Here is a 19800-nt window from a genome sequence, read left to right as displayed (position 1 = left end):
TTTTAAAATTTTCAGAATGTTAATTCATTCACGCTTTAAGCCTGTGTTACAGAAATACGTAACTCTTTCGGTAAACTAAAAGTAATATTTTCTTCACGCCCAGCCAGTTCTTCAGGTGCTTTAGCACCCCAATCTTGTAAACGCTGAATCACTTGCTTGATTAAAATTTCTGGTGCCGATGCACCAGCAGTAACGCCAATTTTCGTATTTTCATTAAACCATTTTTGATCAAGCTGATCTGCATTATCTACTAAATAAGCCTGTTTCCCCATACGCTCAGCCAATTCACGCAAGCGGTTTGAATTCGATGAATTTGGCGAACCTACCACTAAAACAACATCACACTGCAGTGCTAAATCACGCACTGCATCTTGCCGGTTTTGAGTGGCATAACAGATATCATCTTTGCGTGGACCCTGAATTTCAGGAAATTTTGTACGCAATGCATCAATCACTTTAGCTGTGTCATCAATTGACAATGTGGTCTGAGTGACAAAAGCCACTTTTTCAGGATTATGTACTTTTAAAGTAGCAACATCTTGCTCATCTTCGACTAAATAAATCTCACCACCATTTTTTTTGTCATATTGCCCCATCGTCCCTTCTACTTCAGGATGACCTTCATGACCAATTAAAATCGCTTCAGTCCCTTCACGCGCATATTTAGTCACTTCAATATGAACTTTAGTCACCAATGGACAAGTTGCATCAAAGACTTTTAAACCACGACGTTCAGCTTCAATTTGTACCGCTTTAGAGACCCCATGAGCACTAAAAATTACGATATTATCATCGGGAACTTCATCCAGTTCATCGACAAAAATTGCACCGCGCTGACGTAAATCATCGACCACAAATTTGTTGTGCACCACTTCATGACGGACATAAATCGGAGGATTAAAACATTCAAGTGCCCGATTAACGATCGCAATTGCTCGGTCGACACCTGCACAAAAACCACGTGGATTGGCCAATACAATTTCCATAAGACCCTCAATGTTCACTTGAATTTAGACTGAATAATTTGAAATAAATGCAAACAACCTACGAACAGCTATTTAGTTTGCGGGCTGTCTGCTCTAAAATAGAGAAGATATTTTATCATATCAGGAAAAATATCATGTCGGGTCTCTTGTTTGTCGTTTCTGCTGCATCTGGAACAGGCAAAACATCTCTCGTTAAAGCCCTACTTGAGCGTGTGAACAATTTACACGTTTCTGTCTCTCACACTACTCGTGGTCAACGCCCTGGTGAACTCGAAGGTGTGCATTATCATTTTTCCCAAAAAGAAGATTTTCTTGCTTTAGTTGAGCAAGGTGGTTTTATTGAGTATGCCGAAGTTTTTGGTAACTATTACGGTACAGCTCAAGCCACAGTAAAACAGCAACTGGCTAAAGGTCATGATGTTTTACTTGAAATCGATTGGCAAGGTGCAGATCAGGTTCGTAAACTTTTCCCGGAATCTAAACAAATTTTCATTTTACCGCCAAGCCAGTTTGATTTGCGTCAACGTTTGTCGAACCGCGGCACAGACTCTGTTGAAGTGATTGAACATCGTTTAAGCTGTGCAGTTGAAGATATGCGACAGTATACAAACTTTGACTATGTCATTATTAATGATGACTTTAATAAAGCATTACATGATTTGGAATGTGTGATTATTGCCAATCGTTTGGTGCTGTCTCAACAAGCGACTCGTCAGCAGGAATTGATTCAAAAATTAATTACTCCTGTTGAATTGTGATTAAAACTTGAGTCTACAGGCAAAGCCTTTTATACTGCTCAGTCTGTTCAAATTTAATATTCAAACGAGAATTCTTATGGCACGCGTAACCGTTGAAGATTGTTTAGACCATGTAGACAACCGCTTTGAGCTTGTACTAGTGGCAAGCAAACGCGCGCGTCAATTGGCACGTCAAGGTATCGAACCAACTGTAGAGTGGGATAACGACAAACCGACCGTTGTTGCTTTACGTGAAATTGCAGCGGGTCATGTATCTAAAGATATTTTGAAACAGCGTGATCAGGACTATCAAACATCTAGTCTTGACCTTGCACTTTCTGCAAACAACTTGAATTTAGATGGCTTTTCTTTCCAATAAGAAAATAAATCTTAAGAAAGCCTAGTTTTTAACTAGGCTTTTTTTATTGGATAACTTTTATATTTGCTCAATAACCGTTATAACATAAGTAGAAAGATACGTTATTCACGATGTATCTTTTTGCTTTTTTTTAAATGAAAAATTTGACAAGTCATGCAATATGTTTTTCATTAAAGGGCTAGCGATTTAAACTGTAAAAACTGAAGTAATAAAGGTGTTATATGCCAGGCCCACAGGTCAGCCAAGCCAGACAACAGCTCAAAATTATTATCGACGCTTACTTAAGTGCAAGCGATGTCGAGCGCGTGCTTGTGGCTTGCGATTATGCCGATATTGCACATGATGGAATCACCCGAAAAAGTGGTGAACCCTATATCCTGCACCCTATCGCGGTGAGTAGCATTCTTTCGCATATGCGTCTGGATGCAGAAACCCTGATGGCTGCGCTTTTACATGATGTCATTGAAGATACTGACTTCAATAAAGAAGACATCACTGAAAAATTTGGACGTACCGTTGCTGAACTGGTTGATGGTGTGACTAAACTCAGCCATTCCAGTGATAAAGAATATAATAAAGCCGCCTCTTTCCGTAAAATTCTGCAAGCAACCCTACAAGATCCACGTGTCATTATTATTAAACTCGCAGACCGTTATCATAATATGACTACATTGGGTTCATTACGCCCCGATAAACGTCGACGTATTGCCCAGGAAACCTTTGATATTTTTGTTCCGATGGCACGTATTGTCGGCATGAATGAGATGGCCGATAACTTGGAACATCTGTGCTATCAAAATCTCGATCTGGATATGTTTAATAATGTGCAAGAAGCATTATTTCAAACCAAACCTAAACGCTGTGAATATCAAAGCATTTGGGAAAAAAATCTTACCCAACTGCTGCAACAGCATCAAATTGCGGGTCGTATTAAAAAGAAAAATAATAATATCGAATTACTGCGTCACTTCGTTAAAAATGATATTAATCTGCAAGAACTGACACATAGCCATGCTTTTGAAATTATTTTACAGAGCATTGCCGACTGTGACCGCCTGGCAGAAATTTTGCGAGAGAATTTCCAGATTCTGCATTATGAAGATCATATCCGCCGTCCCCTTCCCGGTGGCAATCAATCGCTGATGATGCGTTTAAAAGGTGAGAAAACTACTTTATCACTAACCATTCAAACTGAACTGATGCGCAAAGCTGCCCGTTTTGGCGTGGTCTTAGGTGAAAATGCGCCTCAAGCCTGCCGTTCAGCCATTCAAGCTTCCATGCAAAATCTGAATGTGCTGGTAGATGGCGAATGTGCCAAAACCACCTTTAGTGATCTGTTAGATTATTTACATCAAGAAAAAATTTGGGTTTATACGCCACATGGCAATTTGCATGAACTCCCTCAAGGCGCAACAGCCGTCGATTTCGCCTATTCAGCCAGTCTATTTTTAGGCAACCATGCTGTGGGTGCCAAAGTAAATGGTGAAACCAAACCACTTTCAACACCATTGATTAGCGGACAAGTAATTGAAATTATTACCGATGTTCTAGCAACACCAAATCCAGACTGGCTTAGTTTTATCAACACCCAAAAAGCTCGCCGTGCCTTACAAAATATTTTACGTGATCAAGACATTGAAGAGCAGCAACTGGTCGGTCAACAGGCACTGAATCGTGCCCTAAAACTGTTTAATCGCTCAGTGAAAGATTTAACAGAAGCCGACTGGATTGATATCTTGCAATGGCGTCACATCGAATCTAAAGCGCAGTTATTTGAACAAGTCGCTGTGGGAGACCTACTTCCACAACTGGTTGCCAATCATCTGTTTGCGCAAGATCAGAGTTTAGAGACTCAATCTTCAACCCGCCTGATTCAAGGCACTGAAGGTGTGGATGTCAAATATGCCCATTGCTGCAACCCTGTTCTTGGGGACCCAATTCAGGGACATTTATCGCGCCGTGGATTAATCGTGCATCGTGCCCGTTGTCACAACCTTCTACATGAACAACACCAGCATCCAGAAAATATTATGCCTTTGCACTGGGCTTCTGAAGATGCCGATGATATTAGCTTTACCGCCTATTTAAGCATTGATATGGTCATGAATGATGAACAAATTTCTGAACTCATCTACCAATGCCGTAAAGAAAAAACCGGTGTAGAAATGGTGCATAACCATGAAGGCAAAACTTACGTGAATATTGTGGTGCATAACCGCAAACAAATTGCGCAAATTATTCGTGATTTACGTATGCATTTTGGTTTCCCGCGCATTACCCGTTTAGCCCAACCGATTAATATTACAGAAACATCTAAAGCAAGTTAATTCAATCATATGCAACTTTTTTGACTGATATACGCTATGATGTATGAAGATGATATAAGGAGAAATCAATGTCCCGCCAAGTAATCCATACGGAAAATGCACCAGCAGCAATTGGTACATATTCTCAAGCGATTTTAGTGGAGAATACACTGTATCTTTCAGGTCAAATTGGCTTAGATCCTTACAGTATGGAATTGGTTGAAGGTATTGAGGCACAGATTCGTCGCGTATTTGATAATTTAAAAGCAGTCTGTGAAGCAGCCGGTGGCTCTTTGGCGGATATCGCTAAACTGAACATTTTCCTGACTGATCTTTCGCATTTCCAGCTGGTGAACCAGATTATGGGTGAATACTTTGCACAACCCTACCCTGCACGCGCAGCATTAGGCGTGGCTAGTCTGCCTAAAGATGCTTTAGTGGAAATGGATGGCGTAGTTATTATTAACAAATAAAATCAAATAGTTAAAAAATTGTCTAAAATACCACCGATTAGGTGGTATTTTTTTATTCAAAAACTCAATGAATAAGAATGATATTTCAAATGAATTTCATTGACAAACGATAATAATTATCAATAATATCACTTATCCTATTTCACTATTGTGGCTAGTCGAAAATGTACGTTTGTTTATGCCGTGGTATTACCGATCAAGATATTAAAGATGCCGTAGCCAATGGCGCTGAAAGCTATCGCGAAATTCGTGATTTACTTGATTTGGGTACCTGTTGTGGCCGTTGTGCTCCAGAAGCGCGCGCCATCATTAGCGAAGAACTTTCGGAAATCGCTGCCCGCATATCCATAGCGGCTTAAATACTATAGCCATAATAATTAAAGTTTAATGATCGAAAGATCATTTTCCTCCCCCGCTTATGACTCTAAGCGGGTTTTTCTTATCCATTATTCCATTTAACCTTTAGTCGTTTTTGATTCCGATTTTCATTTGCCGTTCAATAAATTACTCGCCATTATTTCCCGAGTTGTTTAAGATAATTGAAATAATAATTTTTTGATTGCCTGACACATGGTTAAGGCAGAAATTGTTGATGGAGAACTTACAATGAAAGGCAATCGCGATGTGATTAATCAGTTAAATCAGGTGCTCTTTCACCATTTGACGGCAATTAACCAGTATTTCCTGCATTCACGCATGTTTAATGACTGGGGAATTGAACAGCTCGGTTCTGCCGAATATAAAGAATCGATTCGCCAAATGAAACATGCCGATAAAATTATCGAACGTATTTTATTTTTAGAAGGTCTGCCTAATCTGCAACATTTAGGCAAGTTATACATTGGTCAACATACTGTTGAAGTTTTAAATTGCGATGTGCGCAAAGTAAACGAAAACATTGAAGCGCTACAAAAAGCTGTCAGCCTGGCAGAGCAGGAAATGGATTATGTGACCCGTGATCTTGTGCAGGAAATTTTAGAAAAAGAAGAAGAATATTTGGACTGGACCACCACGCAGCTCGATTTGGTTGAGAAAGTCGGTATCGAAAATTATATTCAAAGCCAAATCTAATACTATATAAAAAAGCCAGTCAATTGACTGGCTTTTTTAGTTTTAAGTCTTACTTTTCGGAAACCGGTTGGGCCAATGATGCATAGTCCAGATCAACTTTACGTAATGTTTTTAATAACCAAAGCTGATGTCGAGCTTCTTGCTCATAACCATTAAAAGCCAGAACTTTGGCATATTTAATCAGATCATATTTGGTCGGATAGTTAAGCACCATTTCCTTAATATCTTCTAATTGTTCTACATTCACTTCGCTATATGGATTCATCCGAATCCACTCAATACGCCGGTTAAATTCTTCTAGCAGATAAATTTGATCTTGATTGGTGATTTTCTCAGGCGTTTGCTCATTACGCATCGACTGGTTCAGTTTGGGTACCATCACCGAATAATCTCTGACAATTAAAATCAGCAATACTAAAGAGACTGCATATCCTGCACGCATATAGTTGGGTGAAAGTGTAATGGTTTTAATATTGGATTGCTGAGACTGAACCAGACCAATAATAAAACCTACTGGAAGTAGGAAATAGGCATAATACTGCGGAAACTCTAGCATTGAGTGAATCAACACCGCCCCAATCATTAAAATACCAATCACAGATTCAACTGAATTGACATGCTTGTTGAGTTGATAGCCCCAATAGCCAAAGTAGGCTAAGAATGGTATGCCAATAATTAAGCCATTCCACAGAATAAAATCTAGAATAAAGTTATGTGCGCTACGAACCCATACTGGTCCCTGAAAATGCTCACTAACGAGCGTATAAGCAACGCTGGTCTGATTCCAGCCGTAGCCAAACCATGGACGATCTGCAATCGCATGCAGCATTTGATTCCAAATGGCTAGGCGAGACATATCCCCTGTGGCACGCGCAATTACATCTTTAGTCTGAGCAATATTTGCATCGGTGATTTGTCCAATTAACTGAGTAACAGCAGGCAATATTAAAATGAAGCCAATAAATAATCCAAACCAAGCTAAAGCGTAATACCATTTTAAGCGGATAAAACCTTTATATTGTTGATAAGCTCCATAAATCAAAATACAGCAACACGCCACCCATGAAGTTCTAGACTGACTTAATGCCAAAGCCAACAACATAATCAAAGAACACAGACAGGTTATCCAGATTTTTAATTTCTGTTTTTCATATAAATACAGACAGCCTAGTAATGACATAACCAAGAAGGTCGCCATATTATTGGGTTGAGCAAAATTTGCATAGGGACGAACCGCATTTTGCATATTCACCATACCGGGAATATAAGCATCCAGTGTTAACCACTGGCAAATGGCAATAATTCCGGTCAATGTTCCACATAAGAGTAAAACTATACTAAAACCAGTGAATATACTTTCTCGATCTGACTTTTCTACCGACAAGTTATAGCCGATGACGATGCTCAGCCAAAATCCAAAGACAAATAGCGTACTGGTCAAAGCTTTATCGAAGAAAAATAATTCACCACCCAAGCATTGAATTAGCGGGATAGTAGCAAGAAACAGTAAAGGCAAACTTAATACAGGCAGTTTAATTTTGTCTTTTAAATAAATTGCAACTAATGAAAAAAGAGATAAGAAGGCAAATAGCTCGCCTGTATAAGTGACCCAAGGTCGGTAATGGATAGGCAGGAGCCAAGCCAATGCAATAAGTACACTGGCTAAGAGGAGCAGAAGGAATTTCATATATGAGACATTAAAATAAACTGACGCTATGATAATGAAAAAATAGATAGGATATCAGTTGATTTTTCATTCTAAGTAAATAATTAAATTTTATTTTTAAAATAAAGGCTTAAATTTAAACTCTTATAAATTCATTACTTTAAGCCTGTAATCCATAATTATGAATAGATGATTTATCTTATTTCCAAGGTCTTAAATCAACAATTTTCACGATTTTTGCAGTATCTTTATTAATTAAAACAGTCATATCTACGATACTTGCTTTTAAAGGTAAATATGCATTTGCTTCAGGATATTTCACCAGAACATTTGCAACTTCTTCCTTATCATTTACATCATTTAATTCTTTTAAACTGATCCCGCGTTGTTGAATTTGAGATTTTGCTTGACTCAGCCCTACATAACGTTCTGGTCGTTGGGCAACTGAAATTCCAGAGGTAATTTCTGCAAACATTTCTTTATTTTTTTGTTTTTTATCTTTTGCAAATTCAGCCCCAACAAATTGTGGTTTCAACCAAGATGGCTGCTTAAACTGTGAATGAATCTGTTCAGGATTTTCCATCACAATTTCATTGTTTTTAATTAATTCAAAACGGTCAACATTATAAACCAGCCAGGTTGGGCGACCGTCTGCAATTTTATAGACTCCATAAAACAATGCGATGACTTGTATAAAAATAATCACGATTAAATCAAATTTAAGACTTTTCTTACCTTCCTTGTAAACCAGCCAAGTAAAGAATGGCCCCAGTACCATATCAATGCCGAGCATCATCAGAAAAATATGGGTCACACCTACTGCTTTATTTAAAGGAAAGGGATACCAGCATAAAAATACGATAGCTGCAGTTATACATGCTACACATATAGAAACAATTAAATGGACAGTAACAAACCTAGCTTTAGCTGTTTTCATGTTCTACCTAAAATACTTTCTCAAAAAATCTTTATTTATTATCGACAAATAGAAGGAACAAATTTAGGTTGCATTGTACCTAAAGTTGCACCTGTCATACCATTTAAACTTGCGGTCTGCTGAGTCTTTGAAGAACAAGCCCAATCTACCACCCCACTTTCCCCTGCAGCCAAAGCATTTTTTAATGGCTTGATTACATTTCCATTGACTCTAACAAACGGGCTAATAATTAATGTATTTTCTGTGGGCGCAACACCAATCATAGAAGCTTTAAATGTAATCGTAATTTCCCCAGTTTGGCCATCCGTTAATACACTTTCTACATATTTACTGGTTGCACCTTTATTCATCGCTTGATCATTCCCAGCCTTTGCAACACGCTGTAAATCTCCTGCTGATACAATGGCCTCTGCAGCCATCGATGCTTTTGCACTACTCGCTAAAGTTACGCCTTCTAGCACTCGTGATCGTATGCTGTAGTCCTGATAAGCAGGCAAAGCAATTGCAGCAAGTAGTCCAATAATGGCGACAACTACCATTAACTCAATTAAAGTAAATCCGCGTTGCATAATATTGCCCCTCTATTATTCTTATGAATTTCCTTTTCAAAAAACATACCAATAATTAAATTAATAATTTTCAAATACTTAATAAATAAAATAAAAATAAAGAGGCATAATTTGTCACTTATTCCCACTTTAGTTAACAAACTGTAATTTAAGACACAAAAAAACAGCCCGCAGGCTGTTTTTTATTTAACTCAACACCAATATTAACGGCATTGTGATGGCGCGTATTTCGCACGTACACCAGTTGCACCTACCGCAGCAGCAGCAAGTGATTGTGCAGTTGCAGTCGCATTAGTTTCAGACGTACATGCCCAATCCACAGAACCAGTACGACCAGCAGCTAAAGCAGCAGCTAAAGTTTCAGCAGCAGCTTGAGATTGAACATATGGGCTAAGTCGAATAATATTTTCTGTCGCACCCACACCGACAGCTGTAGGAGTATAAGTAACATCAATAATGCCTGTTGTACGACCAGCTAGAACTGAAGTCACATACTTAGACTTAGCACCAACACCACCAACCTGAGCATTCCAAGTATCTACTGCAACACCAAGATCAACAAGAGTAGGTGCACCTGCAACTTGCTTTTGTACATCACCAGCGATTGTTAAACCTTCAGTAATACGCGTACGAATGGTGTAATCTTGGTACGCAGGAAGTGCAATTGCTGCCAAAATACCAATAATCGCTACTACGATCATTAATTCAATAAGAGTAAAACCCTTTTGTATAGATTTCATAACATTCTCCACAAATGTTTTTTGTTTATTTATAAGCTTTGTAAAGCTAATTTAGCTTAATTTATAGTTAGCACTAACTGTGCCAAAACTGATTATAATAAAATTAACAGAAAAAACAGCAATTTAAAAAAATAAAATTGTTACAACGTAGTTTTAATGTTTTTTTTGGTAAAAAAATGACATTTTTTGTCACTTAAATACGATTTCCTAGCCCAATATGATTGGCTTATTACTCAATTCATTATTCTGATCATCTATTGAGTGCGCATAAAACTCATTTAACACTTCACCTATGCTAAATACACCTGTCATAACAGCTTCTCGATATTGATGTTGTGAAAGTTTTTCAATCATTTTTTGGCAAATCTCATCCCAAACTGCCTGTTCAGTTGCGTTCCTTATTCCTCGATCAATCACAATTTCTACTTTTCGTTCACATAAATTTAGGTATAAAAGTACACCACTATTATATTCAGTATCCCACACGCCCAGTTCAGCAAAGAGTTGTCGTGCACGTATACGTGTATTTTGGTTATACGCTTGATTAGCGGGTATACAACCTTCAATCACCACCTGAATTTCACCCACATGCCCATGCTCTGCCTCAGTAACAGCTTGCGCAATTGCATGTTGATCTTGCTTGGAAAAATAACGTTTAGCCGCAGGCATATAAAGAAAATGCTTTAACCAGCGCTTCAAACTGGGTTGGTTTACTTCTTCTATTTTAGGTTGCGTGACAATCTCTGTCGTTTCTGTTTTTATTACCATGAGCCTGATGCCCCTCCACCGCCAAAGCCGCCACCGCCGCCACTAAATCCGCCACCCCCACCAAAGCCGCCGCCTCGACCTCCGCGACCTCCACCAGAAGCCAAGAACAAATGGAATATAGTTTGTGCAATAGCCGTAATCAGTAAAAAGAAAATCCCACCGCCAATCAATAAACTGGTGACTAATCCTGCACCATTCACCAAACCAGCTACTGTTCCAGCCACTGCGGCAGTCGATGCACTTAGACCCTTGCCAAAAATAAAGGAACCAATAATCCCGGCAATCAAAATAAATAAGGCTGTACTAAAAGTTTTTTCTTTGGCTTGTTGTTCATGCAAAGCTTGCTGTTGGCGTTCTTTAAGTTCTTCAGCTGCTTTCTGTGCGACTTCGGGATCCATATTTAAAATACGTTCTATTTCTACCAGACCTGCATCAATCCCCTGTGCATATTGAGCCTGTTTAAAATAAGGCGTGATCTGATTTCGAATAATCCGGCTTGCCACAATATCCGGTATGACTCCTTCCAAACCATAACCTGTCAGAATTTGAATACGACGGTCATTTATAGCAATCGCCATCAACAAACCATTATCCTGTTTTGCCGAACCCAATTGCCATTTTTCAGCAACTCGCATAGCAAAGTCAAAAATATCTTCTTGCCCTGTGCTTGGAACAATCACCACACCAATTTGTGCCTTGCCTTGTTGATGAAGCGCCAGAATTCGCTGACTAATTTCCTGCTTCTGGCTTTCAGTTAATATATTTGCCTGATCAACAACTGGCTCATTTAAGGTCGGCAATCCACGTATGGATTCTCCTTCCGCCATATCATTGGCAATTGGTAGAGATTGAACCGTTGTTTCAGTATTTTCTTTTCTGGTTGTTTCATTTTGAGACGTCTGCTGTTGATCCTGAATAATTTTGCCGACCACGACAGCATCTGCACCCTCTTCTGTAGCAGTTGCAACTTCACTCCATGTGAGTGTACTCATCAGCACACTACAGCCCAGCAAGAAAACTGCCACTAATCTTGTTATGGGTGAAATGTATTCTTTATAAGAATCAGACATCGGCAATCCTTATTCAGTAATCTATGATTTAGTCGAAAGATACTTTAGGTGCGTTTTGTGCACTTTGTTCCGCACTGAAGTTCGGCTTAGTATCCATGCCAATCACTTTAGCCGTCATGACTTGCGGGAACTGGCGAGAATAGGAGTTGAAGTCTTGGACTGTCGTAATATAACGGTTACGTGCGACTGCAATCCGGTTTTCAGTACCTTCAAGCTGCACTTGTAGATCACGGAATTGTTCATTGGCTTTTAAGTCAGGATAATTTTCAGACACTGCAATTAAACGTGACAATGCACTGGTCATCTGCGCCTGTGCTTCTTGATATCTCTGGAATAAGGCAGGATCTTCCAGAACTTCTTTATCTACTTTTAGGCCTGCAACATTGGCACGTGCTTGAGTGACTTCTGTCAGCACTTGCTCTTCATGTTTGGCATAGCCTTTCACCACATTCACCAAGTTCGGTACAAGGTCTGCACGGCGCTGATATTGGTTTTGTACTTCAGACCAAGATGCCGTCACCGCCTCATCTTTAACTTGTAACGTGTTATAGCCACAACCCGATAATGTTAAAGTACTGACTAGAGCCATAGTGACTAAACTTTTTTTCATTACATTCATATATCTATATCCTCTATATTTCTTTGTATTTGTTTGAATATTTTTATTGTAAACATATTTAGGCCTAGTTTTGTTTATTTTCAGTATTTCAAATCTTTTATAAAAAAAGGCGAATAGATCTATTCACCCTTTATTATTTCACCTATTAACCGAGTAAAACTGGCTTTAATTCATGTTGAAAACTTTCCATCTGATAATCTTCTGCCAAGCGCTCTTTCCAATAATTCACAATTTTAGTGTAATCAATTTCTGAAGGATGAAAATCAGCTTTAAAGTAAGACAGGTATTCTGGTAAAAGCTGGATAAACATTTTGCCGAGTAAATAAAGACCAAAAATATTCCCGCCCACTTTAGGCAAACTTTTCCCTTTGTCTTGTAGAAATAAACGCGTTGCAGAATAAAAAGTTAGGCTGGCAAAACCTGTGGTGACACTTCGCATGATCATACGTCGGATTTTATCATCGCCATATACAGCTTGATACACATCGAAAGCCACTGCACGATGTTCAATTTCTTCAATGGCATGCCAGACCCAAAGTTTCGCAGCATCCTCATCTAAAGTGGCTAAAACTTCCGGATGGCGAAGAATATACCCGCCAAGCAAGGCAGTGAAATGCTCAAAGGCACAGGTAATGGCAAGCTGAATTTTAGGATGCAGATTTTTGACATACTCATTTTTACGTGCAAGCCAAGCCTGAAAGCGATCTAAATTATAATCATCACTTCGCCAGGCATCGTTGAATTCGGCATGTGCTTTGGAATGCATCGCTTCCTGTCCAATAAAAGCCGTGATCTGTGCCTGCAACTTTTCATTTTTGACTTTATCACGCACATTGCGAACGCTATGCACAAAGAATTGCTCACCAATGGGAAATGTCGAAGAAAGTGCTGTGAGCATATGTGACATTACTGGAGAATTGGCGAAATAATGTCGGCGAATTGCTTTGGGGTTAAATTGTAGTTTTCTGACTGTAATCCCGATTGCTTTGGGACGATTTAAATATGATTTTTCTGTCGCCACTTGTGTCATGTTGTTAATCCTAAAAATTTGATCGGACAATGACATCAGTATGGACAGCAATTTTTGTGACAGATATGGCAAAAGCGCTTGTTGAATTAGCGAAAAGGTTCAAAAGTTTATTTTTCTAAAACGCTCCCTATCCTTCTACGCGATGTGTTTTCAGATTCTCATAATCCACTCTTAAGATTCGCCCCTCTCTCTAACTCTCTCCCAAAGGGAAAAAGAACATCCATTAAATTTACTACTTTTTCATTTTCTAATTTTTTAATTTTCTCAAAATAAAAACCCACCGAAGTGGGTTTTTAAAATTCATTTAAAGCTTAATCAGATGAGATATCCTGCTTATATATCCAAGTAATCCAGGATACCTTCAGCTGCTTCACGACCTTCCCAGATTGCAGTCACAACCAGGTCAGAACCACGAACCATATCACCGCCGGAAAAAATTTTCGGGTTAGAAGTCTGGAAGCGGTATTGCTGCTTTTCAGCTGCAACTACACGACCTGAGCCATCCAGACCAATGTTTGCACCAGCAAACCAGTCTGCAGGGCTGGCACGGAAACCGAAAGCTAAAAGCACTGCATCGGCAGCTAAAACTTCTTCTGAACCCGGAACTGGTTCTGGACTACGACGGCCACGGCTATCTGGCTCGCCTAATTGGGTAGTGACCACTTTAACGCCAGTGACTTTGCCGTTTTCACCGACAATTTCAATGGGCTGACGGTTGAACATGAAGTCCACACCTTCTTCGCGTGCGTTTTTCACTTCGCGGCGAGAACCCGGCATATTTTCTTCATCACGGCGGTAAGCACATACCACTGATTCAGCACCTTGACGAATTGAAGTACGGTTACAGTCCATCGCAGTGTCGCCACCGCCCAGTACAATCACCTTTTTACCTTCAACACTGATGTATTCAGCTACGTCTTTTTCCCAGCCTTGCGTACGATTCACGTTGGCAATCAAGAAATCAAGAGCGTCATACACACCATCCAGGTCTTCACCAGCGAAACCGCCTTTCATGTAGGTATATGTTCCCATACCCATGAACACAGCATCATAATCGGCAAGAAGTTGCTCAATGGTAATATCTGTACCAATTTCGGTATTTAAACGGAATTCAACCCCCATACCCGCGAAAATTTCACGGCGGCGTTTCATGACGTCTTTTTCCATCTTGAATTCTGGAATACCGAAAGTCAGTAAACCACCAATTTCAGGACGCTTATCAAATACAACCGGTTTAACACCATTACGCACCAGAATGTCTGCACAGCCTAAACCTGCAGGACCGGCACCAATAATCGCGACTTTTTTATTCGTCCATTTTACGTTGGACATATCTGGACGCCAGCCCAGAGCAAAAGCAGTGTCATTGATGTATTTTTCAGCATTACCAATGGTGACAGCCCCAAAGCCGTCATTCAAGGTACAAGCACCTTCACATAAACGGTCTTGTGGGCATACTCGGCCACACACTTCAGGCAATGTATTGGTTTGATGGCAAAGTTCAGCTGCCTGGAAAATACGACCTTCAGCAATCAGTTTTAACCAGTTTGGAATGTAGTTATGTACCGGACATTTCCATTCACAATATGGGTTACCACAGCCTAAACAACGGTGCGATTGATTACCCGCAATTTCCGCTGTAAAAGGTTTATAAATTTCCACAAACTCTGCTTTGCGGACAGTTAGATCTTTTTTCTCTGGATCTTGGCGTGCTACATCCAGGAATTGAAAGTCATTGTTTAGGCGCTCTGCCATGTCTCTCTCCGTGGGTAGGTGTAGTCGGTTTATTTATCCGCTACACCTGCCTATCAAATCTGCAGTAGTGGAATTATTGTGGATCAGCTTTAGTCGTTTTCAAAAGCGTTTGCAAATTAGCAGCTTTTGGTTTTACAAGCCAGAATTTACGGCTGTAAAAATCAAACTCGTTGCGGATCTTGTACGCCCAAGCACTACCTGTCTCAGCAATATGTTCATCCAAGATGCGGCACAAGAACTCTTGATGTTCTTCCATCGCTTCTGTAGAAATACGATTTAACTCGATCAACTCATGGTTATAGTGGTCAACAAAGTCATTATCAAGGTCAAGTACATAGGCAAAACCACCTGTCATACCTGCACCGAAGTTATGACCAACTTTACCCAGTACAGTCACAATACCACCAGTCATATATTCACAGCAGTGATCGCCCGCACCTTCAATCACGGCAAATGCACCCGAGTTACGCACTGCGAAACGTTCGCCTGCCGTACCTGCAGCAAAGATTTTACCGCCAGTTGCACCATACAAGCATGTATTACCAATGATTGCGGTATTTTGAGTCTGGAACGGTGAACCTTTTGGTGGGAAGATCGAAATACGACCGCCAGCCATACCTTTACCGACGTAATCGTTGGCATCACCTTCAAGCTTGATATGCAAACCACCTGCATTCCAAACACCCAGTGACTGACCTGCAGTACCTTTCAAGTTCATGACTACAGGATGCGCTTCCATACTCAAGTTGCCATAACGTTTTGCAATTTCACCTGAAATACGTGCACCAATTGAACGGTCACAGTTCACAACATTGAAGCTAAACTCACCCGTCTTACCTGCTTCAATGGTCGGAAGCATCTCATCAACCATTCTCTCTGCAAGTAAGCCTTTATCAAATGGTGCATTACCCTGAACTTGGCAATATTGCGCTTTACCTTCAGCAGAAGGATGAGAAGTTAACAATGCACTTAAATCCAAGTGAGCATGTTTATCCGTTTCACCTGGCAATACTTCAAGCAAATCTGTACGGCCAATCAAGTCTTTCAGGCTTGACACACCTAAAGCTGCCAACCATTCGCGGGTTTCTTCTGCAATAAAGTGGAAGAAATTAATCAGCATTTCTGGCTCGCCAATATAATGCTCTTGACGTAAATGATCTTGCTGAGTTGCTACACCGGTTGCACAGTTGTTTAAGTGGCAAATACGCAGGTATTTACAACCCAACGCGATCATTGGTGTTGAACCAAAACCGAAGCTTTCTGCACCCAAAATAGCCGCTTTAACCACATCTAAACCTGTTTTTAAACCACCATCGGTTTGTACGCGTACTTTGCCACGCAGGTCGTTTACGCGAAGCGCTTGATGTGCCTCACTTAGACCCAATTCCCATGGCGAACCTGCATGGTGAATTGAAGACAATGGCGATGCTGCCGTACCACCGTCATAACCAGAAATGGTAATGAAGTCGGCATAGGCTTTTGCAACACCTGCCGCAATTGTACCGACACCGGGTTCAGATACCAGTTTTACCGATACCATCGCTTGAGGATTAACTTGTTTTAAGTCAAAGATCAATTGTGACAAATCTTCAATTGAGTAGATGTCATGGTGCGGTGGAGGTGAAATCAGGGTTACACCTGGTACGGAGTAACGTAAACGTGCAATTAAGCCATTCACTTTACCACCCGGTAACTGACCACCTTCACCCGGTTTCGCACCTTGCGCGACTTTAATCTGCAACACTTCAGCAGACGTTAAATAAGCCGGCGTTACACCGAAACGACCTGATGCAATCTGTTTGATTTTCGAGTTACGGATGGTGCCATAACGTGCAGGATCTTCACCGCCCTCACCAGAGTTTGAACGGCCACCAATGGTGTTCATGGCAATGGCAATCGCTTCATGCGCTTCCGGAGACAAGGCACCTAAAGACATCCCTGCAGAGTCAAAACGTGGCAGAATTTCTTCTACAGATTCCACTTGATCAAGCGCAATTGAATTGTCTGTTTTCAGTTTGAATAAATCACGAATCGTGGTAATCGGACGGTTATTGACCAATTCCGCATATTCTTTAAAGTCAGCATAATCGCCTGAGCGTACTGCTTTATGAAGTGAATTGATCACATCCGGATTAAATGCATGATATTCCTTGTCGAATACAAATTTCAGCAAACCACCCTGATCGATTGGCTTACGTGCTTTCCACGCATTTTCAGCCAATTTTTTAAGATCATTTTCAAGGTCTGCAAATGTTGCACCTTGAATACGGCTTGGCACGCCGGTGAAGCATTTATCAACCACTTCATTTGACAAACCAACAGCTTCAAATAACTGACCACCACGATAAGACGCAACAGTGGAGATACCCATTTTAGAAAGAACTTTCAATAAGCCTTTCTCAATACCTTTACGGAAATTCGCTTGTGCATGAATTGGATCGCCCAACAATTCACCTTTGGCGATCAAATCATTGATCACGTCATAAGCCAGGTATGGATAAATCGCGGTCGCACCAAAACCTAAGATCACGGCAAATTGATGTGCATCGCGTGCAAGACCCGTCTCAACAATGATATTGGCATCGGTACGTAAACCGGCTTGAATCAAGTGATGATGCACCGCACCTGTTGCCATCAAGGCATTGGCAGGTAAATAACCTTCACGGATTTTCTTATCAGAAAGCACCAGTAAAGTTTTGCCATCACGAATCGCTTGAGCCGCTTCCTCACAGATACGTGCAATCGCAGCCTGCAAACCTTCACTTGCAACATAGTTCAAGTCGATGTCTGCAATTTCATAGCCTTTACGACCCAAAGTACGCATTTGGTGCATTTTTGAGTTTGAAAGTACCGGACTTGAAATGATCAGGCGATCTGCATGTTCAGGGCTTTGTTCAAATACATTTTGCTCACGGCCCAAACACGTCTCTAAAGACATCACGATCGATTCACGTAATGGATCGATTGGCGGATTGGTCACCTGTGCAAACTGCTGACGGAAGTAATCGGACACATGACGAACCTGACGTGACAATACCGCCATTGGCGTATCATCACCCATTGAACCCACTGCTTCCTGGCCGCTTTCTGCGATTGGACGAAGCAATTGATCACGTTCTTCAAAGGTTACCATGAACATTTTTTGTGAGGCTTTTAGGGCATCGCCTTTTAAGCCTTGATCACATAAATATTCTTCAAGTTCTGGGCTACCTTGTAAGCGAATTGAGTTTTCACGCAACCATTCACGGTAAGGACGCATTTTTTTCAAATGGTTGCTGACGTCTTGAGTATCAAGCAATTTACCAGTAAGGGTATCAATCACCAGAATTTGCCCTGGACCAACACGACCTTTAGAAATCACGTCTTCAGGTTGATAGCCCCAAACACCAATTTCTGATGCAAGGGTGATGTAACCATTTTTAGTGATCACCCAACGTGCAGGACGCAAACCATTACGATCCAGCATACAGATGGCATGACGACCATCTTGAATCACCAGGCCTGCAGGACCATCCCATGCTTCCATATGTTTAGAGTTAAACTCGTAGAATGCACGAAGATCGGCATCTAAAGTTTCAACATTTTGCCAAGCAGGTGGAACAAGCATGCGTAGCGCACGGAACAGGTCCATGCCACCGCCGACCAGGATTTCCAGCATATTGTCCAGGCTTGAAGAATCCGAACCGGTACGGTTCACAATTGGATTGAGCTCGGTTAAACCTGGAAGTAACGGGTTTTCAAATTTTGGCACACGTGCCATTGCCCAGTTACGGTTTGCAGTAATCGTGTTGATTTCACCATTGTGTGCAAGATAACGGAATGGCTGTGCCAAAGGCCAACGCGGCAATGTATTGGTCGAGAAACGCTGATGGAAGACCACAATGTGTGATTCCAGACGCGGATCTGCTAAATCGGTATAAAAGTCTGCGATTGCTTCAGGCATCATCAAACCTTTATAGGTGATGACTGTTGAACACAATGTTGTGACATAGAATGAGGAATCATTGCTCAGCAATTGTTCCGCACGACGACGCGCAAGGAATAGCTTACGGTTAAATTCAACTTCAGTCACACCCATTGGGCAATTGACAATAACTTGTTCAAATGCCGGCATCGATTGAAGTGCAATTTCACCCAAAGCATCAACATTGGTTGGGATCACACGCCAAGCAAGCACTTTTAAGCCTTCAGATTCAATTTCTTTGGCTAAAACCTGTTTTGAATGCGCAGCAATTGCAGGATCGAGATTTAAAAATACCGTACCGACTGCAAAGACTTCACTTAAAGTGATGTCACTGAGTTTTTTTGCTTCTTCACGGAAAAATGCTTTCGGCATAGCCAGCAATAAACCACAACCATCCCCTGTCTTGCCATCTGCGGCAATACCACCACGGTGGGTCATACAACTTAAGCTATGAATCGCGGTCTTGACCAGATCATGGCTTGCATCGCCCTGCATATGGGCAATTAAACCGAAACCACAGTTATCTTTAAACTCATCCGGTTGGTATAAACCTTGAGCGGGAGCTACAGTATTAGGCGATGGCATGTGCATAGCGTACCCTTCTTTCAACATGGCCCATAAAGCGGGCATCTAACAATCAAATATCTTCTTTGCGATTTAGTCCAATTTACTCACACGCAGATCAAGACTGGGCAGAATCATTTTCTTCACATACTTAAGATAATCGCAT

Annotated in this window: 17 protein-coding genes; 6 read left to right on the top strand and 11 right to left on the bottom strand. The window is 40.8% G+C overall.

From position 1 onward, the window contains the following. Nucleotides 1-35: 35 nt before the first annotated feature. The gene (gene ispH, locus ACU0NF_RS01635) at nucleotides 36-986 is read right to left on the bottom strand and encodes a 4-hydroxy-3-methylbut-2-enyl diphosphate reductase (RefSeq protein WP_445659917.1); all 951 of its coding nucleotides are present in this window, start codon (nucleotides 984-986) and stop codon (nucleotides 36-38) included. A gap of 134 nt (nucleotides 987-1120) precedes the next feature. Here ispH and gmk point away from each other — a divergent pair, with 134 nt between their 5' ends. The 6 genes from gmk (at nucleotide 1121) to bfr (ending at nucleotide 5952) form a co-directional block, all read left to right on the top strand. After that, the gene (gene gmk, locus ACU0NF_RS01630) at nucleotides 1121-1744 is read left to right on the top strand and encodes a guanylate kinase (protein ID WP_171537989.1); all 624 of its coding nucleotides are present in this window, start codon (nucleotides 1121-1123) and stop codon (nucleotides 1742-1744) included. Between the two features lie 76 nt (nucleotides 1745-1820). Next, complete coding sequence (gene rpoZ, locus ACU0NF_RS01625) at nucleotides 1821-2102, top strand: DNA-directed RNA polymerase subunit omega (RefSeq protein ID WP_004650579.1); 282 nt, start codon at nucleotides 1821-1823, stop codon at nucleotides 2100-2102. A gap of 221 nt (nucleotides 2103-2323) precedes the next feature. Then, complete coding sequence (locus ACU0NF_RS01620; protein WP_445659916.1) at nucleotides 2324-4429, top strand: RelA/SpoT family protein; 2106 nt, start codon at nucleotides 2324-2326, stop codon at nucleotides 4427-4429. A 68-nt stretch (nucleotides 4430-4497) separates the two neighbouring features. Continuing rightward, a complete protein-coding gene (locus ACU0NF_RS01615) occupies nucleotides 4498-4881 on the top strand; it encodes a RidA family protein (RefSeq protein WP_067726797.1) in 384 nt (127 codons plus the stop codon). Nucleotides 4882-5045: 164 nt separating this feature from the next. Continuing rightward, nucleotides 5046-5240 (top strand): bacterioferritin-associated ferredoxin, encoded by a 195-nt coding sequence (locus ACU0NF_RS01610; RefSeq protein ID WP_131268380.1) that lies wholly within the window; start codon nucleotides 5046-5048, stop codon nucleotides 5238-5240. A 247-nt stretch (nucleotides 5241-5487) separates the two neighbouring features. Then, complete coding sequence (gene bfr, locus ACU0NF_RS01605) at nucleotides 5488-5952, top strand: heteropolymeric bacterioferritin subunit Bfr (RefSeq protein WP_445659915.1); 465 nt, start codon at nucleotides 5488-5490, stop codon at nucleotides 5950-5952. Between the two features lie 49 nt (nucleotides 5953-6001). Here bfr and ACU0NF_RS01600 read toward each other — a convergent pair whose 3' ends face one another. From ACU0NF_RS01600 to gltB, 10 genes are all read right to left on the bottom strand, one after another. Beyond that, nucleotides 6002-7639, bottom strand: coding sequence for a Wzy polymerase domain-containing protein (locus ACU0NF_RS01600; protein WP_445659914.1), 1638 nt, complete (start codon nucleotides 7637-7639; stop codon nucleotides 6002-6004). A 178-nt stretch (nucleotides 7640-7817) separates the two neighbouring features. After that, nucleotides 7818-8555 (bottom strand): TfpX/TfpZ family type IV pilin accessory protein, encoded by a 738-nt coding sequence (gene tfpZ / locus ACU0NF_RS01595; protein ID WP_445659913.1) that lies wholly within the window; start codon nucleotides 8553-8555, stop codon nucleotides 7818-7820. A 38-nt stretch (nucleotides 8556-8593) separates the two neighbouring features. Next, a complete protein-coding gene (locus ACU0NF_RS01590) occupies nucleotides 8594-9124 on the bottom strand; it encodes a pilin (protein ID WP_445659912.1) in 531 nt (176 codons plus the stop codon). A 203-nt stretch (nucleotides 9125-9327) separates the two neighbouring features. After that, a complete protein-coding gene (locus tag ACU0NF_RS01585) occupies nucleotides 9328-9864 on the bottom strand; it encodes a pilin (RefSeq protein WP_445659911.1) in 537 nt (178 codons plus the stop codon). 207 nt (nucleotides 9865-10071) lie between these two features. Continuing rightward, entirely contained in the window at nucleotides 10072-10632 is a 561-nt protein-coding gene (locus ACU0NF_RS01580; protein WP_445659910.1) for a TPM domain-containing protein, read from the bottom strand. Then, nucleotides 10626-11624 (bottom strand): TPM domain-containing protein, encoded by a 999-nt coding sequence (locus ACU0NF_RS01575; RefSeq protein WP_445660006.1) that lies wholly within the window; start codon nucleotides 11622-11624, stop codon nucleotides 10626-10628. Before ACU0NF_RS01575 ends, ACU0NF_RS01580 begins: the two co-directional genes overlap by 7 nt. Before the next feature lie 106 nt (nucleotides 11625-11730). Then, nucleotides 11731-12321 carry a LemA family protein gene (locus ACU0NF_RS01570; protein WP_131268394.1) on the bottom strand — a complete coding sequence of 197 codons (591 nt, stop codon included), beginning with the start codon at nucleotides 12319-12321 and terminating at the stop codon, nucleotides 11731-11733. A 145-nt stretch (nucleotides 12322-12466) separates the two neighbouring features. Then, the gene (locus ACU0NF_RS01565) at nucleotides 12467-13351 is read right to left on the bottom strand and encodes a metal-dependent hydrolase (protein WP_445659909.1); all 885 of its coding nucleotides are present in this window, start codon (nucleotides 13349-13351) and stop codon (nucleotides 12467-12469) included. Nucleotides 13352-13684: 333 nt separating this feature from the next. Next, nucleotides 13685-15106, bottom strand: coding sequence for an FAD-dependent oxidoreductase (locus ACU0NF_RS01560; protein ID WP_445659908.1), 1422 nt, complete (start codon nucleotides 15104-15106; stop codon nucleotides 13685-13687). A 73-nt stretch (nucleotides 15107-15179) separates the two neighbouring features. After that, nucleotides 15180-19655 carry a glutamate synthase large subunit gene (gltB, locus tag ACU0NF_RS01555; RefSeq protein WP_445660005.1) on the bottom strand — a complete coding sequence of 1492 codons (4476 nt, stop codon included), beginning with the start codon at nucleotides 19653-19655 and terminating at the stop codon, nucleotides 15180-15182. Between the last annotated feature and the right edge of the window lie 145 nt (nucleotides 19656-19800).

Source organism: Acinetobacter sp. F16, from assembly GCF_052712855.1.
This window is presented reverse-complemented; position numbering and strand designations above follow the sequence as displayed.